This is a genomic window from Cellulomonas sp. JZ18, assembly GCF_009720485.1.
Lineage (GTDB): Bacteria > Actinomycetota > Actinomycetes > Actinomycetales > Cellulomonadaceae > Cellulomonas.
In genome coordinates this window covers 2,960,848-2,985,495 of sequence record NZ_CP045245.1, presented here as the reverse complement: position 1 = coordinate 2,985,495, position 24,648 = coordinate 2,960,848, and the positions used below count along the sequence as shown (strand labels likewise).

Sequence of the window (24,648 nt, the reverse complement as noted above, 5' to 3'; positions counted from 1 at the left end):
CGCAGGAGGACACCCGTGAACCGACCCAGCGCCCCGACGGGCCGGACGGCGACGACGCCGCCCGCCCCGGACGCGGACGACACCCACGACGACGACCTCGACGACCTCGACGTCGACGACGGCGCACCCGCCGACCCGCTCGACTCCGGTCCGGCACCGCTCGCGTGGCGCCGGCGCACCGCGATCGAGATGGTCGTGTCCGGCCTCATCGGCCTGTACGCGTCGTTCGTGCTCTCGATCGAGGCCGTGACGCTCGCCGCGAACCCGAGCGCGACGCTGGGGTGCGACCTCAACGCCGTCATCAGCTGCGGCAAGGTCGCCCAGACGTGGCAGGCGAACCTGCTGGGCGAGCACTTCCCCAACGCGTTCCTCGGCATCGCCGCCGAGGCGGTCGTGCTGACCGTCGCCGTCGCGATGATCGGCGGCGTGCGGTTCCCGCGCTGGTTCATGCTCACCGCGCAGGTCGTCTACACGCTCGGCCTGGTCTTCGCGCTGTGGCTGTTCCAGCAGGCCTACACCGAGATCGGCGCGCTGTGCCCGTGGTGCCTGCTCGTCACCGTGACGACGACGCTCGTGTGGGCGGGCCTGACGCGCGTCAACGTGCGCGACGGGCACCTGAGCCTGCCGGGCGCCGCCGGCCCGTGGGCGCGCCGGTTCGTCGCGAGCGGCAACGACTGGTTCGTCACCGTCGCGTTCCTCGTGCTGCTCGCCGCGGTCGTCATGCTCAGGTACGGCTGGGCGATCATCGGCTGAGCCCCGAGGGGACCGCGCACCGGAGCCCGGCGGCCGTGCGGCCGCCGGGCTCCGTGCTGCTCGGGCCGAAGCCCGGGTCGGCGGAGGGGTCAGGCGCCGAGCGACGTCGGCAGGATCTCCAGCGGGACCGACCCGAGCCGCAGGGCGCGCGCGTGGAAGTCGCGCAGGTCGAACGCCTGCCCGCGCTCGGCGGCGGTGCGGCGCGCGGCGTCGCGGGTCTGCTCCCACAGCCGCTGGCCGACCTTGTACGACGGCGCCTGCCCGGGCCACCCCAGGTACCGCGTGTACTCGAACCGGACGAACGAGTCCGACATGTTGACGTTCGCGTCGAGGAACCGGAACGCGCTCTCGGGCGTCCAGACGCCGCCGTACTCGGCCGGCGCCGGCAGGCCGAGGTGCACGCCGATGTCGAACACGACGCGCGCGGCCCGCAGGCGCTGCCCGTCGAGCATGCCGAGGCGGTCGCCCGGGTCGTCGAGGAACCCGAGGTCGGCCATGAGCCGCTCGGCGTACAGGGCCCAGCCCTCGCCGTGCCCGGAGGTCCACGACGCGAGGCGGCGCCACTGGTTGAGCGTCGCCCGCTCGTGCACGGCCTGCGCGATCTGCAGGTGGTGGCCCGGGACGCCCTCGTGGTAGACGGTCGTCAGCTCGCGCCAGGTGTGGAACGTCGTCTCGCCGGCGGGCACGGACCACCACATGCGGCCGGGGCGGCTGAAGTCGTCGCTCGGGCCGGTGTAGTAGATCGCGCCGGTCGCGGACGGGGCGATGCGGCACTCGAGGACGCGCACGGGCGCCGGGATGTCGAAGTGGGTGCCGTCGAGCGCCTCGATCGCGGCGTCGGAGGTGCGCTGCATCCAGGTGCGCAGGGCGTCGACGTCGGTCAGCGTGCGGGCCGGATCGGCGTCGAGGACGGCGACGGCCTCCTCGACGCTCGCGCCCGGGCCGGCGATCTCGGCGGCGAGCGCGGTCTGCTCCGCCTGGACGCGCGCGAGCTCCTCGAGCCCCCACGCGTACGTCTCCTCGAGGTCGAGCGTCGCCCCGACCCAGTGCCGCGACCACAGGGCGTACCGGTCGCGTCCCACGGGGTCGGCCTCGGGCGCGCGCGGCGCGAGCTCGTCGGCGAGGAACGTGGCGAGGTCGGCGTAGGCGGCGCGGGCGTCGGCGGACGCGCGCTCCAGGTCGGCGCGCAGCGGGTGGTCGGTGCCGAGCACGGCCTCGGCCTCGGGGCTGCGCACGAGCCGTGCCAGGGCGGACTCCTCCGCGTCGGCGAGGCGACGCGCCTGCTCGACGACGGCGCGGACCTGCCGGACCGCCGCGACGTGACCGCGCTCGGCGGCGTGCCGCAGCGACGCCGTGTACCCGGCGAGCGCGCCGCGGACGCTGCGCAGCCGCGCGGCGACGTCGTCCCAGGCCTGCTCGCTGTCGGTCGCCATGAGGTCGAACACCTCGGCGACGCGCTGCGCGGGGACGCGATGTTGTTGAGCTTGCGCTCGTCCTCGCCGGCCTCGTGCAGGTCCAGGGCGCCGCGCAGCGCGAACCGCATGGCGGCGAGGGTCACGGTGTCGACGTCGTCGGCCGGGGCGAGGGCCTCGAGCGCGAGGAGGGTCGAGCGGCGCTCCTCGGCGCGGGCGGCGTGCCCGTCGGGGGAGAGGTCGGGCATCTCGCGCTCGTGCCCGGGCACGCCGAGCGCCGTGGCGTCGAGGGGGTCGAGGCGCGCCACGGCGGCGACGTGCGCGTCGGCGACGGCGTCGACGGGCGTGGGGGTGCGGGTGGGGACGGACGGGGGCAGCGTGCTCACCGGGGGAACCCTACTGGCCGGTACGCACCGCACCACGAGGCGGTCACGCGGCGGTCAGGGGTGCAGGCTCCAGCGCCACGCGTCGGGTCCGGGCTGCGGGCGCACCGCGCCGCGCAGGCGTCCGGGGGCGGTCCAGCGTGCGCGGGCGGCACGCTGCGCGTCCTCGCGCCCGGCGGTGTGCGCGTCGCCGTGGTCGTCCTGCCCCGAGGCGGCCGCGACCAGCCCGGCGACGAGCGCGGCGAGCTCGACGTCGTCCGGCGCGCCCCGCACCACCTGCACGTGCGGGTCCACCGGCAGCGGCTCGGTCCCGGGCTGGCTCACTCGTCGTCCTCGTCGTCCTCGTCGAGCAGCACCGGCGCGCCCCGACCCGCGCCCCACTCACCCACGACGTACCCCCGGTCGAGGAGGGTCTGGGCGATGTGCGCACCGCCGTCGTCGACCACGTCGAGCACCGCCTCGAGGGTCAGGTCGGTGACCCCGCCCGGCAGCTCGACGACGAACCCGAGGTGGAACGTGTCGCGCTCGCCCGGGCCGGCGTCGTCGTCGCTGCGGTCGTCCCAGGTCATGCCCGTGAGGTCCGCGTGCAGGCCGAGCCGGCTGTGCAGCAGGTCGTACAGCCCGGCGTTGAGCCCGCCGACGCGCGCCTCGAGCGCGAGGACGCGGGGGTCCTCGTCCGCCTCGCGCGCCCCGAACTCGGCCCGCACGCCGACCGCCGTCTCGACGTAGGCGTGCAGGGCCTCCGCGAGCGCGTCGACCGCCCCGTGCAGGTCGGTCGCGTCGACGCCCTCGAGCGGCTCGCGGCCGTGCGAGGCGGGGTCGTGCTCGTCGGGGTCGCCCACGGGGCCCGGCTCCGTGCTCACAGCGGGATGTTCCCGTGCTTCTTGGGCGGCAGGCTCGCGCGCTTCGTGCGCAGCAGCCGCAGGGCCTTGACGATCTCGCTGCGCGTCTGCGAGGGCGCGATCACCGCGTCCACGTAGCCGCGGTCCGCCGCCTCCCACGGGTGCACGATCGCGTCCTCGTACTCGGCCGTGAGGCGACGGCGCTCGGCCTCGACGTCGCCGCCGGCGTCCGCGACGGCCTTGAGCGCGCCCCGCTGCAGGATGTTCACGGCGCCGCCGGCGCCCATGACCGCGATCTGCGCGGTCGGCCACGCGAGGTTCACGTCGGCACCCAGCTGCTTGGAGCCCATGACGATGTACGCGCCGCCGTACGCCTTGCGCGTGATGACCGTGACGAGCGGGACCGTCGCCTCCGCGTACGCGTAGATGAGCTTCGCACCGCGGCGGATGATGCCGTTCCACTCCTGGTCGGTGCCCGGCAGGAAGCCGGGGACGTCGACGAACGTCAGCACCGGGATGCCGAACGCGTCGCACGTGCGCACGAACCGCGCGGCCTTCTCCGCGGCGTTGATGTCCAGCGTCCCGGCCATCTGCTGCGGCTGGTTGGCGACGACGCCGACGGGCTGCCCCTCGACGTGCCCGAACCCGACGACGACGTTCTGGGCGTACAGCGCCTGCACCTCGAGCAGGGCGCCGTCGTCCAGCACGTGCTCGAGCACGGTGTGCATGTCGTACGGCTGGTTGTCCGAGTCCGGCACGAGGGTGTCGAGCGCGAGGTCGTCCTCGGTGACCTCCGTGGGCGACTCGTGCGGGTAGACCGGCGGGTCGGAGAGGTTGTTCTGCGGCAGGTAGGACAGCAGCGAGCGCACCCAGTCGATCGCGTCGTCCTCGTCGGAGGCCATGTAGTGCGCCACGCCGGACCGCGTCGAGTGCGTCGTCGCGCCGCCCAGCTCCTCGAAGCCCACGTCCTCGCCCGTGACGGCGCGGATGACGTCCGGCCCGGTGATGAACATGTTCGACGTGCCGTCGGCCATGACGATGAAGTCGGTGAGGGCGGGCGAGTACACCGCGCCGCCGGCCGACGGGCCGAGGATGAGGCTGATCTGCGGGATCACGCCCGACGCCGCGACATTCCGCCGGAAGATCTCCGCGAACTGCGTCAGCGCCGCGACGCCCTCCTGGATGCGGGCGCCGCCGCCGTCGCTGATGCCGACGAGCGGCACACCCGTGCGCAGCGCGAGGTCCATGACCTTCGCGATCTTCTGCCCGTGCACCTCGCCGAGGCTGCCGCCGAAGACCGTGAAGTCCTGCGAGTACACGGCGACGGGACGCCCGTCGACCGTGCCGTGCCCGACGACCACGCCGTCGCCCGGCACCCGCCTGCGGTCCAGGCCGAAGTTCGTCGAGCGGTGCCGCGCGAACGCGTCGATCTCCGTGAACGAGCCGGGGTCGAGCAGCTGGTCGATGCGCTCGCGGGCCGTCTTCTTGCCGCGGGCGTGCTGCTTCGCGGCGGCGGCCTCCTCGGGCGCGTCCACCGCGGCGGCGCGGCGGGCCTCCAGGTCGGCGAGCAGACCCGCCGTCGTGCGGACGGGTGCGTCGGGGTCGGTCGAGGTCACCCGAGGAAGGCTAGTTGTCGGTGTCCACCACCCGCCTGCACACGAGGGACCGTGTTGCCCCCGGTCGCCTGTGGGGTCCCCACAAGCCAGGACCGGGGGGCACGGCGTGACCGGCCCCTGCCGCGCGTCCCGCCCTGCGCCATGATGAGCCGGTGACGCCCGACCGCCCGCCGCTCGAGGCCTCCGCGCTGCGCGCGCTCCTGCTCGCCCCCGCCGGACCGCTCGCCCGGCTCGACGTCGTGGACGCGACCGCGTCGACGAACGCCGACGTCGTGGCGGCGCTGCGGCGCGAGCCCGGGGCGTGGCCGCACGCGAGCCTCCTCGTGGCCGACCACCAGACGCAGGGCCGCGGTCGCGCGGGCCGCACCTGGCAGACGCCCGCCCGCGCCGCCCTCACGTGCACCTTCGTGGCCCGGCCGCGGTCCGGCCCCGAGACGTTCGGCTGGCTGCCGCTGCTGGCCGGCCTCGGCACGGTGCACGCGCTGCGCGCCACGACCGGCGTGCGTGCCGTCCTCAAGTGGCCGAACGACGTCCTCGTCGAGCTCGGCCCGGACGCCGAGCCGGTCGAGGGCTGGGGCACGGCCCGCAAGGTGGCGGGCATCCTCGCGGAGGTCGTGCCGGACGCGGGCCCGGGGCCGGCGGTCGCGGTGGGGGTGGGCGTCAACGTGCACCAGGACGCCGCCGAGCTGCCCGTGCCGTGGGCGACCTCGCTCGCGCTCGCGGGTGCGCGCGACACCGACCGGGCCACCGTCCTCGTCGCGCTCGTCGACGCGCTGCACGGTCTCGCCTCGCGCTGGGCGGACGGCGGCGGCGACGCGCTCGGCACCGGCCTCGCGGACGAGGTCGCCGCCGTGTGCAGCACCCTCGGTGCTCCCGTGTCCGTCGCGCTGCCCGACGGTCGCACGCTGCGCGGCACCGCCCGTCGCCTCGACGACGACGGGGCGCTCGTCGTCGTCGACGACGCGGGCGCCGAGCACCTGGTGCACGCCGGCGACGTGCGCAACGTCCGGGCCTGACCCCGGGCCGCCCCGCGCCGGCGCCGGCCCGTCGCGAGCCGCCCGCACCGTGACGGCCGCGGCCGGTGATCTAGGCTCGTGACGTGCACGACGGCGTCGGCGGTGCGCCCGGAGCCCGGGCGGTGGAGCCCCAGCGGGCCCAGGACCCCGGCGACCCCGCGCGTCCCCCGGCCGCCGCTCCGGCCCCGGCTCCCGCCCCCGCTCCCACCTCCGAGCCCCGCCGCACCGGGACGACCGGCGAGCTCGACGACGTGCTGCTCGGTGGGCCGCGCACCCTGACGGCGCGCGACCTGGCGACCCGCTACGACATCGACCTCGAGCTCGTGCGGATGTTCTGGCGCACGCTCGGCCTGCCCGCGGCCGACGACGACGAGCCCCGGTACACCGAGCGCGACGCGGAGGCGGTGCGCCTGGCCGGCACCCTGCTGCGCCGGCACGGACTGGCGCTGCCGACGGTGACGACGGTCGTGCGTGCCCTGGGCCACACGTCCGACCGGCTCGCGCTGTGGCAGGTCGAGGCCCTCGTCGAGGACATGGCCGCGCGCTACGGGCTCGACGACACGAGCGCCCGCCTCCTGGTCCTCGACCGGCTCAAGGACCTGGCCCCGGTGCTCGAGCAGCAGCTGCTGCACTCGTACCGCCGACAGCTGGCGGCCGTCGCCGACCGGTACGCCGCGGAGTTCGGCGAGGTGCGCGGCTCGGTGGGCGACGCCGGTCAGCTGCCGCTGGCCCGGGCCGTGGGGTTCGCGGACATGGTGTCGTTCACGCGCCGGACCGCGGGCCTCGGCTCGACCGACCTGTCGCAGTTCGTGCAGCGCTTCGAGGCCGCCGCGCGGGACGTCGTCGTGGGCGCCGGCGGGCGCGTCGTCAAGACGATCGGGGACGCGGTGCTGTTCATCGCGGACACGCCCGGCGTCGGCGCGCGCGTCGCGCTCGGGCTGGCCGACGCGTTCGGCGCGTCGCTCGACGTCGACGCCGAGCGGGGTGCCGGCGGGCTCGTCGAGGGTGCGCGCGGGGTGACGCCCGTGCGGGTCGGCATGGTGTGGGGCCGCGTGCTGTCGCGGTTCGGGGACGTGTTCGGGCCGGTGGTGAACCTGGCAGCCCGGCTGACCGACGTCGCGGAGCCGAGCAGCGTCCTGGTGGACGCGAGCACGGCGGCCGTGCTCGGCGGCGACCCGCGGTTCGTGCTCGAGCGGCTGCCCGTGCGCGACCTCGCCGGCGTCGGGGAGATCACGCCGTACCGGCTGTCGTCGGCGTCGTCGCCGCGCTGATCGGACACGTCCGCCAGGAGGTCGCGGTGGCTTCCCGGCAGGAACCACGAGCGCGTCCCCGGCACCGCGGGCAGGCAGCGGCGCGCACTGCCGCACGATCGAACCGGACGAAATGCCCCGCGGTGCATGTCAATACTGGTATTTCCCCGCCGAATCGGCCACATGAACCGGTGGTGGCGGATAGCATCGGAAAACCACGGCCGGCACCTGCGGTCGTCGATGTCTTGTGCCTGTTGCTGTTCTGACGCGCGGGCCTTTGTCGGCGACACCTGGCGACGCCGGTGACGAATCGACACGCGGCGCCATGGCGGTGCGCGCGGAGAGGTGGAGTGCCGATGGCTCGCACGAACTCCAGGAGCCGCTCGAGCGGTCGGGCAGGAACATCAGCCGTCCTCGCCCTGCTGCTGGCGATGATCGGACTGGTCGCAGCGTCCACGCAGGCCACGGCCGTCTCCGTGCGCGGCGGCGAGATCAGCCGGGCCGAGATCATCGCCCGGGCGCAGTACTGGGTCGACCACCAGCCCGGCCCTTACGACCAGGGCAGGTTCTCGCCGGGGCCGGGGCCAGCGGGCGAGCTCTACCGGCGCGACTGCTCGGGATACGTGGCGATGGCGCTTCACCTGAAGGATAGCCCGAACAGCAGCACGTTGCGGAACTATGCGCACCCCATCGACTGGCCGGACCTTAAGCCGGGCGACTTCCTGACGATTCCGGGCGTTCACACCATCCTCTTCCACCAGTGGCTCGGTAACGGCCAGTTCACCTACTACTCGTTCGGCAGTACGCCGGTCAAGCACGCCACGTCCAGCACGTCGGCGCGCACGATCGACTCCCACGCTAGGGCCCGCTACGAGCCGTACCGGTACAACAAGGTCGTGGAGCCGGACGGTTCGACGCCCCCGGTGCCGGTGACGCCCGTCGTGGCGGCCGACGCGCCGAGTGCGATCATCGACGCGGACCGGATCTCGTTGTACGCCATCCGATCGGACGGCAACGTGTGGGGCGCGAGCCAGGCCGCTGCCGGTGGTTCTCTGGGGGCCTGGCAGACGCTCGGGTCGGGCGGCGGCTCGTTCGTGGGTCGTCCCGCAGTCCTGAGGCTCAGTGACGGCAGGATCGCCCTTTACGCGCGCACCACGGGCGGAGTCGTCCTGGGGACGAACCAGAGCGTCGTCGGCGGAACCTTCGGTCCGTGGATGGCGATCGGCACCTCCGGCGCCGGCGTCACGGGAGACCCGGTCGCGGTTCAGCTCTCGTCCGGGGTGATCGCCGTCTACGCGACGACGCAGTCCGGGACTGTCGCGGGCGTGTCGCAGTCTGTGCCGGGCGGGGTCTTCGGCTCCTGGACCACGATCGGCAGCGCGGCGACGAGCCTGGTCGGGCGGCCGGCGCTGGTGCGCTTCTCCGACGATCGCATCGGGCTGTACGCCCAGGGCGCCGACTCGTACGTCTACGGGACGGAGCAGGCGACCCCGGGCTCGGCGTTCCGTGCATGGGCGCGACTGGGGTCGAACGGCGCCGGCGTGACCACGGAGCCGGTCGCCGTCCTGGAGAACGACCGGGTGACCGTGTTCGCCGGCGCGGGCGGTACTGTCGCGAGCGTCACGCAGGCCGGACCAGGTGCAGCGTTCGACTCCTGGCTGAACCTCGGGTCGGGGCCGACACCGCTCGGTACCGCGACCCCCACCGTAATCGCGTCTCCAGGGGCCTACTCGGTGTACGCGCGTGGCGCGGACGGGACGGTCTGGGGATCGACGGTGCCGAACCACCCGGAGCCCTCCGTGTGGGCCCCGATCGGGAGCGGCGCCTCGATCGTCACCGCGCTGACCGGTCTGCGGACGTCGGGTGGCGTGAACTGCGTGTACGGCGCGAACAGCGGTGGGGCGATCGCCGGCACCTGCCAGTCCGTTCCGGGCGGCGGGTTCGGGACCTGGTCGAACCTCTAGTCGGCTGCACGGACGTGGAGGTCGGGTCGCCCTGCTGCGGCAGGGCGCCCGGCCGCCACGCCTGTACTCGGCGCCGCGGGCGTCAGCGCGGGTGCACGTCCTCGCCGACCGGCTCGACCAGGTCCGGGCCGTTGTTCGCGACCGCGTTGACCCGCGTGGAGACCGGGGTCGCGACGAGGTCGGGCGGCGTGGTCGCGAGCAGGTCCCGCGCGTCGTCCGCGCCGACGGCCGGGTCCAGCCAGGCCGACCACAGGTCGCGCGGGAGCATCAGGGGCTGCCGGTCGTGGATGGCGGCGAGCTCCTCGGTGGCGGCGGGCCGCGTGACGACCGTGGCGGACACGACCCAGCGCTCGGGGTCGTCGTCGGCCTTGGTCGGGTCGCGCCAGAACTCGTAGAGACCCGCGAGCGCGGCGACGTCGCCGTCCGCCGGGTGGATCCAGTACGGCTGCTTGGCGGTCCGACGGCTGCGCGGCGCACCCTCGGGCGCCTCCAGCCGCTTCCACTCGTAGTAGCCGTCCGCGGGCAGGAGCGCCCGGCGCACCGCGAAGGGCTTGGCGAAGGCGGGCTTGTCGGCGATCGTCTCGACGCGCGCGTTGATCATGCGGGCCCCGACCGACGGGTCCTTCGCCCAGGACGGCACCAGCCCCCACCGCGCGACGCGCAGCTGGCGGGAGATCTCGCCGGTCTCGCGGTCCGCGCGCTCGACGACCATCCGGACGCCGTCGGTCGGCGCGACGTTCCACGACGGGGGGAGGAGCCGGACGTCGTCGGCGATCGTCGCGACCGCGAACTCGTCGGCGATCTGCTGGTCCTCGCGGAAGGAGGCGTACCGGCCGCACATGGGCCCACCTTCTCACCGACCGCCGACACCGACCGCCGACGCTCAGCCGTCCCCGCGGCCGCCGTGCGCCGGCGTGACCCAGCGACGCGACACGACCAGGCCGACGGTGACGTTGAACGCCCCGAGCGCCAGCAGCACCACCGCCCAGGCGGGGCGGCCGTCCGTGACGAGGTTCGCCACGCCGCCGACGAGCGCGAGCGCACCGGCCACGAGGTACCGCAGGGCGCGGGCGCGCTGGTCGCCGTCGGTCAGTGGTCGGCGTCCGGCGGGAGCGCGCTCGGGCGCGGGCTGCCACCCGTCCGTCGCCCCGTCCGGCACCGGGGGACGGCCGAGGCCGGGACGTCGTGCACCCGGCCGCCGTACCCCGCGGCGATCGCCGCGCTCCCGGCCACCCCCGTGCGGTCGTCGACGTGGCCGTCGAACGGGGCACCCGCCTGCGGGTCGTAGGCCTCCAGCCCCGTCTCGCGCACGACGAGCGCGACGACGGCGGTGACGAGGCGGTGGAACGCGGCGGGGTCCTCGTGCGCCCAGTACGGGTAGGCGACGGCGCCCTGGTCGGCGAACAGCTCCACCTGCAGACCCGTCGCGTCGTGCGCCAGCTCGGCGTGCCCGGCGTCCGCGTCGACGTGCACGTGGACGTCGCCGAGCAGCGCGCGCAGGCCGGTCTCGATGCGGGCCCACTGCGCGAGGCGCTCCGGCCCGAGCGGTCCGCCGCCGTGCGGGCCGTCGTGGAGGGCCTGCTCGAAGGTCTGGCCGGGACGCCGCGCGACGAGGAGGAGGTCGTAGCTCACGTCCGCGCATCGGTGCGTCGGTCGTCCGCCTGGAGCGGCGGCGGGGGAGGGCCCGGGGTGCGTCACCCGGACGGCCCCGTGACCGGCGTCCGGCGGGGGCCGGTGCCGACCGGGGGTGCGGCCCCGCCCGAAATGTCGAATCGATTCGCGCCTCGTCCCGGCGCGGTGCGACCATGAAGGGGATGTCACCCCTGGACGACCCCGCCGGGCGGGCCGCCGCGAGCGCCCCGTCCGCCGCCGTGCCCACGCCGCACCGCACCCCCGCCCCTGCTCCCCACGCACCCGCGCGCCCCGACGCGCAGGTCTCCGCACCCCCGAGGCGCGCGCGGCCACGCCGCCCGACGCGCGCTCGGCCGACGCGGGTCGCACCACGACCGACGGTGCGGCACCGGCCGCACCCGCCCACCGGCCCGACTGGCGCTACGTGCTCCTGCTCGGGTCGATGACGGCGCTGCCGGCGGTCTCCACCGACATCTACCTGCCGTCGCTGCCCGACGTCGCGCGCGACCTCGGCACGTCCGCCGCCGCGGCCCAGCTCACGATGACCGGGATGCTGCTCGGCGGCGCCGTCGGTCAGCTCGTGATCGGGCCGCTGTCGGACCGGTTCGGCCGGCGCGCGCCCGTGCTGGTCGGCGTGGCGCTGCACGTCGTGACCTCCCTGCTGTGCGCGGTCGCGCCCGCGATCGTGCCGCTCGTCGCGCTGCGGATGCTCCAGGGCTTCTTCAACGCGTCCGCCTCGGTCGTGGCGATGGCGCTCATCCGCGACCGGTTCGTCGGCTCGGACGCCTCGCGGCTGATGTCGCGGCTCATGCTCGTCATCGGGGTCGCACCGCTGTTCGCACCGTCCGTCGGCGGGCTCATCGCCGGGCAGTGGGGGTGGCGCGCGGTCTTCCTCGCGCTCGCGCTGTTCGGCGCGGGCCTGTGGGTCGTCGTCCTGACGAAGATGCCGGAGACGCTGCCGGCCGAGCGCCGACGCGCCGGCGGCTTCCGCACCGCCGTGTCCGGGTACCGCTCCCTCCTGCGCGACCGGCACTTCGTGGCGCTCGCGGTGCTGCCCGGCCTCAACATGGCCGTCCTCATGAGCTACGTCGTCGCGTCGCCGTTCGTGCTGCGCGAGGGGTACGGGCTGTCCGAGCACGAGTTCTCGCTGGTCTTCGCGGTCAACGGCATCGGGCTGGTGATCGGCGCCCAGATCAACGCCGCGATCGTGCGGCGCGTCGCGCCGATCCGGATCCTGCGCGCCGCGCAGGTCGGCGTCGTCGTCCTCGCCGGGGTGCTGCTCGCGCTCGCGCTCACCGGGGCGGGCGGCCTGTGGGCGCTGCTCGTCGTGCTGTGGTTCGTGCTCGCGCTCGTGAACTTCGCCCCGCCGAACGCCTCGAGCATCGCGCTCGGCCGGCACGGGGAGATCGCGGGCACGGCGGCCGCGTTCATCGGCGCGTGCCAGGCCGGCGTCTCGGGCCTCGTGTCGCCGGTGTCCGGCCTGCTCGGCGGGGACGCCGTGGCGATGACGGCCGTGATGGCCGCCGCGTCCGTGCTCGCGCTGCTCGTGCTCGCGCTCGCGACGCCGGCGTTCCGCCGCGGCGGGGCCTGGCAGCTCTGACCTCCCCGCACATCCGCCGGCACCGCGCGGGCACGTCGTCGTCTCAGGGCCGCAGGCGCCGAAGCCGGGCCACCGCCTCCTCGAGCACCTCGCGGCGCTTGACGAACGTGAACCGCACGTACGAGCGCAGGGCGGTGCCGGCGGGCGAGCCGGGGCGCGTGAACGCGCGCACCGGCACGGCGACGACGCCCGCGAGCGCCGGCAGGTCGTGGCACAGCGCCACGCCGTCGTCGTACCCGAGCGGTGCGGCGTCCGCCAGCACGAAGTAGGTGCCGTCGGGCGGGACCACGTCGAAGCCGGCGTCGCGCAGGCCCGCCGTGAGCAGGTCGCGGCGCGCGGCGAGCGAGGCGACGAGGTCGTCGACCCATGCGAGCGCGGCGGGGTCGGTCAGCGCGGCGGCCACCGCGGGCTGGAACGGCGCGCCCGACACGTACGTGAGGAACTGCTTGACCGTGCGGACGGCCGTGACCAGCTCCTCCGGGCCGGTCACCCACCCGATCTTCCAGCCGGTGAACGAGAACGTCTTGCCGGAGGACGAGACCGTCAGCGTGCGCTCCGCCATCCCGGGGAGCGTCGCGACGGGCACGTGCTCGACCCCGAACACGAGGTGCTCGTACACCTCGTCGGTCACCACGAGCAGGTCGTGCGCCACGGCCAGGCGTGCGACCGCCTCCAGCTCGTCCCGGCGCAGCACGGCGCCGGTCGGGTTGTGCGGGGAGTTGAGCAGCAGCAGCCGGGTGCGCGGCGTGACGGCGGCGGCGAGGGCGTCGACGTCGAGCCGGAACCCGTCGGGCGTGGCGCGCAGGGGAGCCGTCGTGTGCCGGGCGCCCGCCATCGCCACCACCGCGGCGTAGGAGTCGTAGTACGGCTCCAGCGTGAGCACCTCGTCGCCCGGACCCGCGAGGGCGAGCACGGCCGCCGCCAGGCCCTCCGTCGCCCCGGTGGTGACCAGGACCTCGCGGTCGGGGTCGAGCGTGACGCCGTAGCGGGCCGCCTGGTGCGCGGCCACCGCCGCACGCAGCGCGGGGACGCCCGGCCCGGGCGGGTACTGGTTGTGCCCCGCGAGGATCGCGTCGGCCGCCGCGCGGGCGACCGCCGGGGGCCCGTCGACGTCCGGGAAGCCCTGACCGAGGTTGAGCGCGCCCGTGCGTGCGGCCAGCGCCGACATCTCCGCGAACACGGTCGCCCGGACGCCCCCGTCGGGGTCCAGCAGCCCCGCGGCGGCGGCGACCCGGCGCCAGCGCGGCGCGGACGGGTCGACGTCGGTGCTCACGGACGTCGAGGATAGGTCGCCGCGCCGCGCCGCGCCGCGCCGGCGTGCGCTCAGACCACGCCGGCCGCGGCCAGCAGCCCGCAGACGACGAGCAGGCCGAGCGACGCCCACGCCGCGACCACCCACCACTCCACGCGGTGGTGGCGGACCTCGCGCACCGGCTGCCGTGCTGCCATGCCTCCACCATCGGCACGTGCGCGGCGACGACGAAGGCCCGGGGCGGCGCGGCGCACGAAATCACCCGCGCGGCGGCGGACGCGTCAGCCTGCGGTGGCCTCCTGCAGGTCCTGGCCGAGCGTGTCGAGCTGGTCCGCGAGGGACCGCAGCGCGTCGCCGCCCTCGGCGCCGGCGTTCGCGGTGGCGGCGTCGAGCTCCGCACGGGCGGTCTCCACGCGCTCGCGGGCGCTCGCGACGGCCTCCTGCGACGCGGCCTGACCCTGGTCGCGCGCCTGCGCCAGCGCAGCCTCGGCCTCGTCGACCGCGGACTGCGCGGAGGTCACCGCGGCGTCCGCCTGCGCCCGCGCCTGCTCGTCGAGCCCGCCGAGCGCCGCGCGCGCCTCGTCGACGCGGGCGCGGGCCTCGTCGGCGTGCGCCTGCGCGTCGGCGAGCGCCTGCTGCAGCGCGTCGCCCGCGCCCGTGACGTCGTCGGCCGCGCCCTGGGCGGCCTCGGCGACCTCGTCCGCCGCGCGGTCGACGTCGGCGTCGGTGCAGGCGGCGAGGCCGAGGGCGAGCACGCCGGCGGCGGCCAGGCGCAGCGTGCGGGTCGTGAGGGGGACGGACGTGCGGTGCGCTGCCACTGGGGACCTCCCGGGTCGTGGACGTGCGTCGGCGCCGCCGGAAGGGGGAGGGCGGCGGCGCCACAGTCTGCCGCCCTCGCCGGTGCCGCGCCCGTCGGCCTCATCGCGTTCTCATCCGCCCTGGTCCGGCCGGTGCTGGCGCCGGCGTGCCGGGTCCCGTGCAGGGCCCGGGCGCGGCGACGCCCCCGCCGTGGGGCAGCGGGGGGCGTCGGGCGAGCGCCGACGGAGGCCGCCCTCGGGGAGGGGCGCCGGGACCGTCGGGGAGTCGGTCAGTCCTCCGTGCGCTCGCGGCGGCCCCGCACGTCCTCCAGCGACGTGCCGTAGTAGGCCGCGGTCATGAGGTCCTTCATGTCGTCGATCATCGGCATGCGCGGGTTGGCGGGGGCGCACTGGTCCTCGTAGGCGCCCATCGCGACCTCGTCGAGCCGGCGCAGGAACTCCTGCTCGTCGACGCCCTGCGCCTGGAACGACGCGGGGATGCCGACGTTCGCCCGCAGGGACTCCACCGCCCGCGCGTAGGACTCGACACCCTCCTGCGGCGTCGTGGCCGGCAGGCCGAGCACCTGCGCGATCTGCTGGAACCGCTCCGGGGCCACGTACCGCTCGTACTTCGGCCAGCTCGTGAGCTTGGTCGGGACCGTGCCGTTGTAGCGGACCACGTGCGGCAGGAGCGTCGCGTTCGTGCGCCCGTGCACCAGGTGGTACGTCGAGCCGATGACGTGGGCCATCGCGTGCACGATGCCGAGGAACGCGTTGCCGAACGCCATGCCCGCGATCGTCCCGGCGTTGTGCATCTTCTCCCGCGCGTCCTTCGTCAGCGGGTCGGCCGGGTCGCCGTTCACCGACTGCGCGAGGTTGTTGAAGATGAGGCGGATCGCCTGCAGCGCCATGCCGTCGGTGAAGTCGTTGGCGTAGACGGACACGAACGCCTCGGTGGCGTGCGTGAGGGCGTCGAAGCCCGAGTCGGCCGCCAGGCTGCGCGGCATCCGGGAGGTCAGGACCGGGTCGATGATCGCGACCGTCGGCGTCAGCGCGTAGTCCGCGAGCGGGTACTTCTTGCCCGCGTCGGGGTCGGAGATGACGGCGAACGGCGTGACCTCGGCACCGGTGCCGGACGTGGTCGGGATGCACACGAGCTTGGCGAGCTCGCCCAGGACGGGGAACTTGAACGCGCGCTTGCGCACGTCGAAGAACTTCTGCTTGAGGTCGGAGAACACGATCTCGGGGTGCTCGTAGAGCAGCCACATGACCTTCGCGGCGTCCATGGGCGACCCGCCGCCGAGGGCGATGATCGTGTCCGGGCGGAAGTGGCGCATCTGCGCCGCGCCGGCCTGCACGGTACGCACGGACGGCTCGGGCTCGACCTGGTCGATGATCTGCAGCGCGACCCGGTTGCCGCGTCGGTTGAGGACGTCGATGACCTTGTCGACGAAGCCGAGGGTGGTCATGGTCGCGTCCGTGACGATCGTGACGCGCTCGACGTCCGCCATGTCCGCGAGGTAGCGGATCGCGTTCGGCTCGAAGTACGTCTTGGCCGGCACCTTGAACCACTGCAGGTTGTTGTTGCGGCGCCCGACGCGCTTGATGTTCACGAGGTTGACCGCCGACACGTTGTTCGAGACGGAGTTGCGGCCGTAGGAGCCGCAGCCCAGCGTCAGGGACGGGATGAACGCGTTGTAGATGTCACCGATCCCGCCGAGGGAGGACGGCGCGTTGCAGATGACGCGGATCGCCTTGACGCGCCGGCCGAACTCGACCGTCAGGTCGTCGTCCTGCGTGTGGATCGCGGCGGAGTGGCCGAGGCCGTCGAACTCGACCATCTGCTCGGCGAGGCTGATGCCGTGCTCGGTGCTCGTGGCGCGCAGCACCGCCAGGACGGGGCAGAGCTTCTCGCGGGTGAGCGGCTCGGCGGGGCCGACGGCCGAGACCTCGGCGAGGATGACCGACGTGTCCGCGGGGACGGTGAAACCGGCCTGCTCGGCGATCCACACCGGGCTCCTGCCGACCACCGCGGGGTTCAGCCGCGCCCCGGCGCAGTTCTCGCCGTCCGCCTCGACGCCGAAGACGAAGCGCTCGAGCATCGCCTTCTCGGCCGCGTTCGCGCGGTAGGCGTGCAGGCGGGCGAACTCGGCCATCGCCGCGTCGTAGATCGCGTCGTCGAGGATGACGGCCTGCTCCGACGCGCAGATCACGCCGTTGTCGAACGCCTTGGACAGGACGATGTCGTTGACCGCGCGGCCGAGCTTCGCCGACTTCTCGACGTACGCCGGGACGTTGCCCGCGCCGACGCCGAGCGCCGGCTTGCCGCACGAGTACGCCGCCTTGACCATCGCGTTGCCGCCGGTCGCGAGGATGGTCGCGACGCCCGGGTGGTTCATGAGGGCGCTCGTCGCCTGCAGCGACGGCGTCTCGACCCACTGGATGCAGTGCTCCGGCGCGCCGGCCGCGACCGCGGCGTCCCGCACCACGCGGGCGGCGGCGACCGAGCACCGCTGCGCGCTCGGGTGGAACGCGAAGACGATCGGGTTGCGCGTCTTGAGCGAGATGAGGGCCTTGAAGATCGTGGTCGACGTCGGGTTCGTCACGGGTGTGATGCCGGCGACCACGCCGACGGGCTCGGCGATCTCGGTGATGCCGTTGAGCTCGTCGACCGCGATGACGCCGACCGTCCTGAGGTTCGCCATCGAGTTCGTCACGTGCTCGCACGCGAAGATGTTCTTCACGGCCTTGTCCTCGAAGACGCCGCGGCCGGTCTCCTCGACCGCGAGCCTCGCGAGCACGCCGTGCTGGTCGAGCGCCGCCACCGCGCCCTTCTTGACGAACCGGTCGACGTCCTCCTGCGTCATCCGCTCGAACTCCGCGAGCGCCTTCGTCGCGTTGGCGACGAGCTGGTCGACCGCCGCGGTGACACCGGTCTCGTCGGACACGCCGAGCGCGGCGCCGGGGGCGGCGGGGGCGGTGGCGACGGCGGCGCCCGCGGCCGTCGCCGCGGTCGTCTTCCTGCTGGGCTGGGACACGAGGTCCTCCTGGTCGGTGGGGCGGGGGGCGGACGCTGGAGTCGTCCGTCGCTGTCTCCGACGCTAGGAACGCGGTGCCGCGCAGACATGGGATGAAAGTCCTCCGCGGTGCCACCTGCGCTTCGTCACGGGGGCGCGGGAGGGGCGCCCTGGGACCTGCGTCCCGCCCGCGGGGCGAGGAGGTGCGGGGCGCGCCGGTACGGACGCGGGCCCCCGCCCCGTGCTGCGGCACTCGTGGGACGCACTCCCGCGTGAGCGCCGGCGCCCTCTAGGGTGCGAGGACCGCCACCGCCGCCGGGCACCCGGCGCCGGTGGTGCGTCCCCGGCGGCACGGGCCCTGCGCCTGCGCCGCGCCCACCCGCCCCCGCCCCGCGGGGTCCTGCCTGGAGGAGTCCCATGGAGCTCGCCGGCACGCTGGCGCTCGTCGTCGTGGCCGTCGTCGTCCTGATCGTCCTCGGCGTCGTCGGCGCCGTGTACGCGAAGGTCCGGTTCAAGATCGCGACCCCGGACGAGGCGCTCATCATCACGGGCCGCAAGAGCGGCACGCCCGTCATCAACCCGGAGACGGGCGAGGAGACGACCGACCTGTCGGGTCAGCGCGTCGTCATCGGCGGCGGCACGTTCGTCAAGCCGATCTTCGAGCAGGTGATGCGCCTGTCGCTCGCCTCGCAGAGCTTCCCCGTCGCCGCTGAGGACGCGACGACGAAGAGCGGTGTGGGCGTCACGCTGCGCAGCATCGCGGTCGTCAAGGTCGGCGGCACCGAGCGCATGGTGCGCGCGGCGGCGCAGCGGTTCGCGGGCCGCAACCAGGAGCAGGTCATCGAGCAGCAGACGAGTGAGGTCCTCGTCGGTGTGCTGCGTACCATCGCGGGCACGCTCACCGTCGAGTCGATCCTGTACGAGCGCCAGGAGTTCTCGAAGGAGGTCAAGGACATCGCCGTGCCCATGCTCGCCGAGCGCGGGCTGGTGCTGGAGAACTTCGAGATCCAGACCGTCGAGGACTCCGGCGACTACATCCGCAACCTCGGGCGTCCGCGTGCCGCCGCGGTGGCGCGCGACGCCGAGATCGCCGAGGCGCAGGCGCGCCAGGAGAGCACGCAGCGCTCGAACGAGGCGGCCGTGCAGATCGCGGAGTCGAACAAGGCCGTCGCGCTGCGCGAGGCGCACATCGCGCAGGAGACGGCGACGGCCCGGGCTGAGGCGGAGGCCGCGCAGGAGCGCGCCGAGGCCGAGGCGCAGCAGGCCGTCCTCGTGCAGCAGGAGCAGGTCGCCCTGCGGCGCGCCGCCCTGCGCGAGCAGGAGCTGCAGACCGAGGTCCGCAAGCCCGCCGAGGCGCGCAAGTACGAGGCGTCGCAGGAGGCCGAGGCCCGCCGGTACGCCGCCGAGCAGGAGGCGGAGGCCGCGCGCACGGCGGCGATCCGCAAGGCGGAGGCGGAGGCGCAGCGGATCACCGCGCAGGCCGAGGCGGAGGCGGCGGCGGCGCGTGCACGTGCCGACGCCGCTCTCGTCGAGCAGCAGCGACGCGCCGAGGGTGCGCTCGCGCTGGCCCGGGCCGAGGCGGACGGCGCCCGTGCGCGCGGTGAGGCCGAGGCCGCCGCCGAGCGCGCCAAGGGCGAGGCGCGCGCCGCCGCGATCAAGGCCGAGGCGGACGCGTACCAGACGTTCCCGGAGTCGGCGCGGCTGCAGATGGTCCTGGACGCGCTGCCGAAGGTCGCGCAGCCGTACGCCGACGCGCTCGGCGCGATCGATGGCATCACCGTCATCGACAAGGGCGGCGCGTCGAACGTCGCCGGCAACGTGGCGACTGGCGTGCAGGAGCTGACCGCGCTGCTCAAGGCGCAGACCGGCATCGACCTCATGGAGATGGTCCGCGGCCGCGCCGGTGACGGCGGCGCCGAGGAGCGGGATAAGTCCTCGCGTCCCGTCCCCGCGGTGGCCGCCGCCCCCCGGCAGGACGGCGCCGAGCCCGACGAGGGCCCTCGGCCTGACCCCGCACGGCCTGGTCCCGCACGACCTGGTCCCGCACGGCCCGACGGCCGGCACCCGGCGGTGGTCCCGCCGGGTGCCGGCCGTCGGCGCGTCGGCTGCGGCGCGCCGGCGGGCCGACGCGCATGTCGGTGGTGCGCGGGACGATGGCGCCACGGACGACGGAGAGGCGGAGCGATGCGGATCACGAAGCAGGTCGTCGTGCTCGACGCGGCGGACGTGGGCACCGAGAGCGCGTTCTGGGCGGGTGTGCTGGGCGGACAGGCGTCGAGCGGGGCGGACGAGGACTGGCACGACGTGCTCGTCGACGGCGAGCAACGCCTGGCGGTGCAGCTCGCGCCGGACCACGTGCCGCCGCGCTGGCCCGACGGCGCGCACTCGCAGCAGGTCCACCTCGACCTCTACGTCGACGACCTCGCCGACGCGCACGCGCACGTGACGCGGCTGGGGGCGCGCGTGCTGAAGGAGGCGGAGGACGCGTCCGCCGCGTCGGGCTTCCAGGTCTACGCGAGCCCGGCCGGCCACCCGTTCTGCCTGTGCTGGTGACGAGCGTCCGGTGACCTTCTTCGCGGGCTTCGAGGAGTGGGACGTGCGCGTCGCGGACGTCGTCGTGCACGGCCGGAGCGGGGCCGTCGGTGGTGCTGCTGCACGGGCACCCGGGGACGCACACGACGTGGCACCGCGTCGTCTGCCCGGACCTGCGCGGCTACGGGCGGTCGTCGGCGCCGCCGCCCTCGCGGAGGAGGTGCCGCAGGAGCTCGCCGCCCTGCTGACCGGGCGGTTCGCGGAGCACCGGCCGGCGGAGCGGCCGGGCGCCTGACTCCTGCTGAGGTCCGCCGCCGTGCGTCGGCACCTCGCGGGTGGGGCTGCCGCCCGGCGTGGACAGGGGCTGGGCGGACGTCGGTGGTGGCTGGCACCGTGAGGCCATGGCCGACGCCACCGACCTCCTCCCGCACTCCGTCGTCACCGACGCCGTCGACGCGCGGCACTGGCGCGTGCTGCTCGGCACGCTGCGCGCCACGTACCGCACGCCCGACTTCGCCACCGGTGCCGCGTTCGTCGCGCGCGTGGCGCAGGCCGCGGACGCGGCGAACCACCATCCCGACGTCCTGCTGCGCTGGGGGCAGGTGACCGTCACGACCTCGAGCCACGACGTGGGCGGGCTCACGCAGCGCGACGTCGACCTCGCGGCGACGGTCACGGCGCTCGCGGACGAGCTGGCGCTGGAGCCCGCCGTGCCCGCGAGCGAGGTGCTCGAGATCGCGGTCGACGCGCTCGACATCCCGGCCGTGCGGCCGTTCTGGAAGGCCGTGCTGGCCTACCGGGACGTCCCCACCGACCCGGACGCGCTCGTCGACCCGGCCGGCACCGGTCCCGCCGTCTGGTTCCAGCAGATGGACGCCGCGCGCCCGCAGCGCAACCGCATCCACGTCGACGTGACGGTGCCGCACGACCTCGCCGAGGAGCGGGTCGCGGCCGCCATCGCCGCGGGCGGCCGGCTCGTCAGCGACCACGCGGTGCCGGCGTTCTGGGTGCTCGCCGACCCGGAGGGCAACGAGGCCTGCGTGTGCACGTGGCAGGCGAGGCCCTCGGCCTAGCCCGGCGCGCCCACCGTGCTGGGCGCCCCTGCGCGACGGTCTACCTGTTGACAACCTACCTGTCAACCTGTTGACTCGTCGCCGTGTCTGACCGTCTCGTCCCCACGCTCCACCACCTCGTCGACGCCCTCGACGACTACGCGGACCGGCTGCTCGCGACTCACCGGTACGAGGTGACGTTCAACCAGGTCGTCTTCCTCGCCGTGCTCCAGGACGTGCAGCCGCAGGACGTCACCCGGCTGGCGGAGTGCCTCGGCGTGTCGAAGGCGGCCGTCAGCAAGCGGGTCCCGGGCCTGGTCGCGCGCGGCCTCGTCGCGTCGGGCGCCGACCCCCGGAACGCACGCCGCGTCGTCCTGAGCCTCACCGCCGAGGGGGCGCGCGTCGTGCACGAGGCGAGCGAGCTGCTCGACCGCGAGCTCGGCCGCCTGTTCGCCGGACGCGACGGTCTCGACGTCGCGCGTACGCACGCGGACCTGCGCACCATGCTCGAGCTCGTCCGCGCGCAGGACGCCGACCGGTGACGGCGACGTCGCTCGCCCGACGGGAGCCGCGGGCCACGGTGCCTGCCCCGCGCGTCCTCGTCGTCCTCGGGCACCCACGCACGGACAGCCTCTGCGGGGCGATCGCGGCCGAGTACGCCCGGGGCGCGCGCGCAGCGGGCGCCGAGGTCGAGCTGCTCGCGCTGGGGGAGACCGTGTTCGACGTCGCGTCCCGCGACCCCGCGACCCTGCGGTGGCAGGGGCCGGACCAGGACCTCGAGCGCGACGTCCACGCCGCCGTGGCGTCCCTGCGCCGCGCGGACCACGTCGTGCTCGTGTTCCCGCAGTGGTGGGGCACGTACCCGGCCCTGCTCAAGGGGTTCGTCGACCGCGTGTTCCTCGCGCAGCTCGCGTTCCGCCACCGCGGCGCGGGCCTCGGCTGGGACCGGCTGCTGACCGGCCGCACCGCGCGTGTCGTCATGACGATGGACAGCCCGGTGTGGTGGGACCGCCTGCGGTACCGCAGCGCGGCCGTGCACTCCCTGGTCCACGCCACGCTCGGCTTCTGCGGCATCCGCACGGTCGGCGTGACGCGGTTCGCACGGGTCCGCACGTCCAGCGAGGCGACGCGCCGGCGGTGGCTCGCGACGGCCGCGGCGCTCGGGCGGTCGGACGCGCGCCGCCGGGTGCGGACGGGCGCCCGCGGTCGCGCGCGGGCGAGCGGCACGGGCGACAGGGCGACCGCTCGGCGCTGAGGGCGACGAGAGCCCGTCGTGAGGGTGCGCCGCGCGCGACGGTGCGGACGTTCTCCCTCAGCCCAGCCGCACCAGGGCGGCGCGCACGGCTCGGATGAGCACCTGCACCCTGTCGCGGGCCCCCCACTTGCGCATCACGTGGCCGAGGTGGCTCTTCACGGTCGTCTCACCCACGTGGAGGTGCCGCGCGATCTCGGCATTCGACATGCCCTGGGCGAGCAGCTGCAGGACCGCGAGCTCGCGTTCCGACAGCTGCTCGTCCTCCTGCAAGGGCTCGGGGCACACGGCCGCGTCCAGGCTCCGCACGGCGGCGACGAGGCTCGATGCAGCGCACGGGGAGAACGCGTGCCCGCCGCCGTGCACCGTCCGGATGGCTACGAACAGATCCTCCGGCTCGGTGTCCTTGACCAGGAAGCCCGACGCGCCCGCGCGCAGGACCGGCACCAGCGAGCGTCCCGCGGAGTAGGTGCTCAACGCCAGGACACGGGTCCCGGGACGCTGCTCCACGATGTCCCGCGTCGCGTGCACCCCGTCCTTGACGGGCAGCTTGACGTCCATGAGCACGACGTCCGGCCGCAAGGAGATGCACCGGTGGACGGCTGCCTCGCCGTCGGCTGCCTCGCCGACCACCTCCATGTCGTCGACGTCGTGGAGGAAGGCGATGAGTGCCCGACGAATCAGCGTCTCGTCATCGCCGACGACGACCCGGATCGGAGCCACGTCGATACAGTAGCGACATGGGGGCGACAAACCAGGATAACTGGGATCATGCATGTCTGCGAACGGATCTGCGGAGGGGCGGGGATCGCGCGGGCGGGGCGAGGGAGCAGGGCGAGCGCGGTCCGCTGACTGCTCTGGCAGAGCGTCCGCTCGGGGAGCGGACGACTGCCGCCGGGCTTGCCGACCGCGGGGACGGCGGCGGTGTCGACGCCGTCCCGCTCGGGAGCGCGGCCGCCGCCGCCCTCGCGTTCCTGGCGCTCGGCGCCGCAGAGCCCCACGCGTCCCCGTTCCTGCACGGCCTGCTCGTCGTCGCGGCCGTGGCGGCGGTGTGGTCGATGTCGCAGGCCCGGTGGCGCCTCGACCAGGTGTGGAGCATGCGGGGAGCGGCTGTGCTCGGTGCCGCCGTCTCGAGCGTGGTCCTCGTCCGTGCGTGCCCCGTACCCCTGGCCGCGGCACTCGTGGTGGTGGTGGTCATGGCGTGCTTCGTCGGACTGCGCGTGCTGCCGGCGGACCCGGTGCTGGGCGAGACGGGACCCCCGGGGACCGGGTGCCGCCGTGCTCTCCCGAACGGCATCTGCGACGTCTCCGCGAGGCGGTCGCCGAGCAGCTCCACGACATCGTCGCGCACGAGATGACGGTCGTCGCACTGTCCGCCAGGACGCTCGAGGCGCAGGGGGACTGCGACGGCAGGGCCGCCACGCGCAGGGCGATCGGCGACGCCGCCATGCGTGCGGTCGCGGACGTGCGCCACGTGCTGCGCACGCTGCGCGGCGACGCCGAGTGCGGGCCGGAGTGCGTGCCGCGCCGCGAGGGGATCGCCGCAGCCCTCGGGCGGGTCGCCGAGCACCTGCGCGTCGCGGGTGTCACGGTAAGCGTCTCGGTGCCCGACGCCGTGGAGGTGCCGCCGCGGCAGGAGGCCGCGCTGGTCATGAGCGCGCGGGAGGCGGTGACGAACATCCTGCGGCACGGCGTGGACGTGACCCGGGCCGACCTCGTGCTGACGGTCGACGAGGGTCTCGTGACTCTCCTCGTCGAGGACGACGGGACGGTCCGCGACACGGGTGCCCCGCCCCCCGTCGGGTTCGGCCTCGCCCGGATGGGCGAGCGGGCCCGCGAGCTCGGCGGGGCGTGTAGCGCCGGGCCGAGCGCGGGCGGATGGGCCGTGCGGCTCACCCTGCCGCCGGTGTACCTGCGACCGGCCGAATGGCCAGGTGGCCCTCCGGCAAAGGTGCCGGCATGTCCGACGTGAGGGCGGAAGCGGACGAACGGGGGCGATTCATAGCGTCGCTCACGCAGCGTCAACGGTCGCGGCACTCGGTCGCGAGCAGGGGAAGGCGCCGCAGGAAGAGAGAACGCCATGGCGATTCTCCGGTTCATCGCGTGGGTCGTGGCCCAGGCCGTGCGGCTCGGCAAGAAGGTCGCCGACGCCGTCGTGGCGTGGGTGCGCAACAACCGCGACACCGTGCAGAAGTGGCTCGAGCGGGGCGTGACCTGGGGCACGATCCTTCAGTGGATCCTCGAGTCCCTCGGTCTCGCGTAGGTCGACCGGCTGGGT

24 protein-coding genes and 1 pseudogene are annotated in these 24,648 nt (G+C 74.9%); 13 read left to right on the top strand and 12 right to left on the bottom strand.

Features of this window, described 5'->3' with window-relative positions:
- The first annotated feature begins 189 nt into the window (after nucleotides 1-189).
- Nucleotides 190-753 (top strand): vitamin K epoxide reductase family protein, encoded by a 564-nt coding sequence (locus GC089_RS13505; RefSeq protein WP_370514114.1) that lies wholly within the window; start codon nucleotides 190-192, stop codon nucleotides 751-753.
- Nucleotides 754-842: 89 nt separating this feature from the next.
- On the opposite strand, the pseudogene GC089_RS13500 reads toward GC089_RS13505, so the two are convergent.
- The 4 genes and pseudogenes from GC089_RS13500 to GC089_RS13485 form a co-directional block, all read right to left on the bottom strand.
- Nucleotides 843-2,413, bottom strand: a pseudogene (locus tag GC089_RS13500) (DUF885 domain-containing protein).
- Between the two features lie 192 nt (nucleotides 2,414-2,605).
- On the bottom strand, nucleotides 2,606-2,872 hold the full coding sequence (locus GC089_RS13495) for an acyl-CoA carboxylase epsilon subunit (RefSeq protein ID WP_155378090.1): 267 nt from the start codon (nucleotides 2,870-2,872) through the stop codon (nucleotides 2,606-2,608).
- A complete protein-coding gene (locus GC089_RS13490; RefSeq protein WP_230684809.1) occupies nucleotides 2,869-3,411 on the bottom strand; it encodes a hypothetical protein in 543 nt (180 codons plus the stop codon). The genes GC089_RS13495 and GC089_RS13490 overlap by 4 nt, the downstream gene beginning before the upstream one ends.
- Entirely contained in the window at nucleotides 3,408-5,006 is a 1,599-nt protein-coding gene (locus GC089_RS13485) for an acyl-CoA carboxylase subunit beta (protein ID WP_155378089.1), read from the bottom strand. The genes GC089_RS13490 and GC089_RS13485 overlap by 4 nt, the downstream gene beginning before the upstream one ends.
- Before the next feature lie 152 nt (nucleotides 5,007-5,158).
- Between GC089_RS13485 and GC089_RS13480 the strand changes: the two genes are divergently transcribed.
- From GC089_RS13480 to GC089_RS13470, 3 genes are all read left to right on the top strand, one after another.
- Complete coding sequence (locus tag GC089_RS13480; protein WP_155378088.1) at nucleotides 5,159-6,022, top strand: biotin--[acetyl-CoA-carboxylase] ligase; 864 nt, start codon at nucleotides 5,159-5,161, stop codon at nucleotides 6,020-6,022.
- Between the two features lie 83 nt (nucleotides 6,023-6,105).
- On the top strand, nucleotides 6,106-7,293 hold the full coding sequence (locus GC089_RS13475) for an adenylate/guanylate cyclase domain-containing protein (protein WP_230684808.1): 1,188 nt from the start codon (nucleotides 6,106-6,108) through the stop codon (nucleotides 7,291-7,293).
- Between the two features lie 335 nt (nucleotides 7,294-7,628).
- Nucleotides 7,629-9,236, top strand: coding sequence for a hypothetical protein (locus GC089_RS13470; RefSeq protein ID WP_155378087.1), 1,608 nt, complete (start codon nucleotides 7,629-7,631; stop codon nucleotides 9,234-9,236).
- Between the two features lie 82 nt (nucleotides 9,237-9,318).
- Here the strand turns inward: GC089_RS13470 and GC089_RS13465 are convergent, their stop codons facing one another.
- The 3 genes from GC089_RS13465 to GC089_RS13455 are packed head-to-tail and all read right to left on the bottom strand — an operon-like array spanning nucleotide 9,319 to nucleotide 10,868.
- The gene (locus tag GC089_RS13465; RefSeq protein ID WP_155378086.1) at nucleotides 9,319-10,077 is read right to left on the bottom strand and encodes an SOS response-associated peptidase; all 759 of its coding nucleotides are present in this window, start codon (nucleotides 10,075-10,077) and stop codon (nucleotides 9,319-9,321) included.
- A 42-nt stretch (nucleotides 10,078-10,119) separates the two neighbouring features.
- Entirely contained in the window at nucleotides 10,120-10,287 is a 168-nt protein-coding gene (locus GC089_RS13460) for a hypothetical protein (protein WP_155378085.1), read from the bottom strand.
- 38 nt (nucleotides 10,288-10,325) lie between these two features.
- Complete coding sequence (locus GC089_RS13455; protein WP_155378084.1) at nucleotides 10,326-10,868, bottom strand: hypothetical protein; 543 nt, start codon at nucleotides 10,866-10,868, stop codon at nucleotides 10,326-10,328.
- A 424-nt stretch (nucleotides 10,869-11,292) separates the two neighbouring features.
- Here GC089_RS13455 and GC089_RS13450 point away from each other — a divergent pair, with 424 nt between their 5' ends.
- Nucleotides 11,293-12,468: a multidrug effflux MFS transporter gene (locus tag GC089_RS13450; RefSeq protein WP_370514006.1), complete on the top strand. Its 1,176-nt coding sequence runs from the start codon at nucleotides 11,293-11,295 to the stop codon at nucleotides 12,466-12,468.
- A gap of 43 nt (nucleotides 12,469-12,511) precedes the next feature.
- Here the strand turns inward: GC089_RS13450 and GC089_RS13445 are convergent, their stop codons facing one another.
- The 4 genes from GC089_RS13445 to adhE all read right to left on the bottom strand — a co-directional run bounded on the left by GC089_RS13445 (nucleotide 12,512) and on the right by adhE (nucleotide 17,465).
- Nucleotides 12,512-13,741 (bottom strand): pyridoxal phosphate-dependent aminotransferase, encoded by a 1,230-nt coding sequence (locus GC089_RS13445; protein WP_155378083.1) that lies wholly within the window; start codon nucleotides 13,739-13,741, stop codon nucleotides 12,512-12,514.
- A 50-nt stretch (nucleotides 13,742-13,791) separates the two neighbouring features.
- Nucleotides 13,792-13,917, bottom strand: coding sequence for a molybdopterin oxidoreductase (locus GC089_RS13440; RefSeq protein WP_155378082.1), 126 nt, complete (start codon nucleotides 13,915-13,917; stop codon nucleotides 13,792-13,794).
- A gap of 84 nt (nucleotides 13,918-14,001) precedes the next feature.
- Nucleotides 14,002-14,538 carry a hypothetical protein gene (locus GC089_RS13435; protein WP_230684807.1) on the bottom strand — a complete coding sequence of 179 codons (537 nt, stop codon included), beginning with the start codon at nucleotides 14,536-14,538 and terminating at the stop codon, nucleotides 14,002-14,004.
- 269 nt (nucleotides 14,539-14,807) lie between these two features.
- Nucleotides 14,808-17,465 carry a bifunctional acetaldehyde-CoA/alcohol dehydrogenase gene (gene adhE / locus GC089_RS13430; protein WP_155379227.1) on the bottom strand — a complete coding sequence of 886 codons (2,658 nt, stop codon included), beginning with the start codon at nucleotides 17,463-17,465 and terminating at the stop codon, nucleotides 14,808-14,810.
- Nucleotides 17,466-17,951: 486 nt separating this feature from the next.
- On the opposite strand from adhE, the gene GC089_RS19225 reads away from it, so the two are divergent.
- The 5 genes from GC089_RS19225 (at nucleotide 17,952) to GC089_RS13405 (ending at nucleotide 22,373) form a co-directional block, all read left to right on the top strand.
- Complete coding sequence (locus GC089_RS19225; protein ID WP_155378081.1) at nucleotides 17,952-20,087, top strand: SPFH domain-containing protein; 2,136 nt, start codon at nucleotides 17,952-17,954, stop codon at nucleotides 20,085-20,087.
- 10 nt (nucleotides 20,088-20,097) lie between these two features.
- Nucleotides 20,098-20,361: a hypothetical protein gene (locus GC089_RS20150; protein WP_370514005.1), complete on the top strand. Its 264-nt coding sequence runs from the start codon at nucleotides 20,098-20,100 to the stop codon at nucleotides 20,359-20,361.
- Between the two features lie 106 nt (nucleotides 20,362-20,467).
- Nucleotides 20,468-21,139, top strand: coding sequence for a VOC family protein (locus GC089_RS13415; protein ID WP_155378080.1), 672 nt, complete (start codon nucleotides 20,468-20,470; stop codon nucleotides 21,137-21,139).
- A gap of 83 nt (nucleotides 21,140-21,222) precedes the next feature.
- Complete coding sequence (locus GC089_RS13410) at nucleotides 21,223-21,660, top strand: MarR family winged helix-turn-helix transcriptional regulator (protein WP_155378079.1); 438 nt, start codon at nucleotides 21,223-21,225, stop codon at nucleotides 21,658-21,660.
- A 38-nt stretch (nucleotides 21,661-21,698) separates the two neighbouring features.
- Entirely contained in the window at nucleotides 21,699-22,373 is a 675-nt protein-coding gene (locus tag GC089_RS13405; RefSeq protein WP_155378078.1) for an NAD(P)H-dependent oxidoreductase, read from the top strand.
- A gap of 57 nt (nucleotides 22,374-22,430) precedes the next feature.
- On the opposite strand, the gene GC089_RS13400 is transcribed toward GC089_RS13405, so the two are convergent.
- Nucleotides 22,431-23,093 carry a response regulator transcription factor gene (locus GC089_RS13400; protein ID WP_230684806.1) on the bottom strand — a complete coding sequence of 221 codons (663 nt, stop codon included), beginning with the start codon at nucleotides 23,091-23,093 and terminating at the stop codon, nucleotides 22,431-22,433.
- Between the two features lie 17 nt (nucleotides 23,094-23,110).
- On the opposite strand from GC089_RS13400, the gene GC089_RS18485 reads away from it, so the two are divergent.
- The 3 genes from GC089_RS18485 (at nucleotide 23,111) to GC089_RS13390 (ending at nucleotide 24,633) form a co-directional block, all read left to right on the top strand.
- Nucleotides 23,111-23,728 (top strand): hypothetical protein, encoded by a 618-nt coding sequence (locus GC089_RS18485; RefSeq protein WP_196250707.1) that lies wholly within the window; start codon nucleotides 23,111-23,113, stop codon nucleotides 23,726-23,728.
- The gene (locus GC089_RS18480; RefSeq protein WP_230684805.1) at nucleotides 23,725-24,342 is read left to right on the top strand and encodes a sensor histidine kinase; all 618 of its coding nucleotides are present in this window, start codon (nucleotides 23,725-23,727) and stop codon (nucleotides 24,340-24,342) included. Before GC089_RS18485 ends, GC089_RS18480 begins: the two co-directional genes overlap by 4 nt.
- Nucleotides 24,343-24,450: 108 nt before the next feature.
- Nucleotides 24,451-24,633, top strand: coding sequence for a hypothetical protein (locus tag GC089_RS13390; protein ID WP_155378075.1), 183 nt, complete (start codon nucleotides 24,451-24,453; stop codon nucleotides 24,631-24,633).
- The last annotated feature ends 15 nt before the right edge of the window (nucleotides 24,634-24,648 follow it).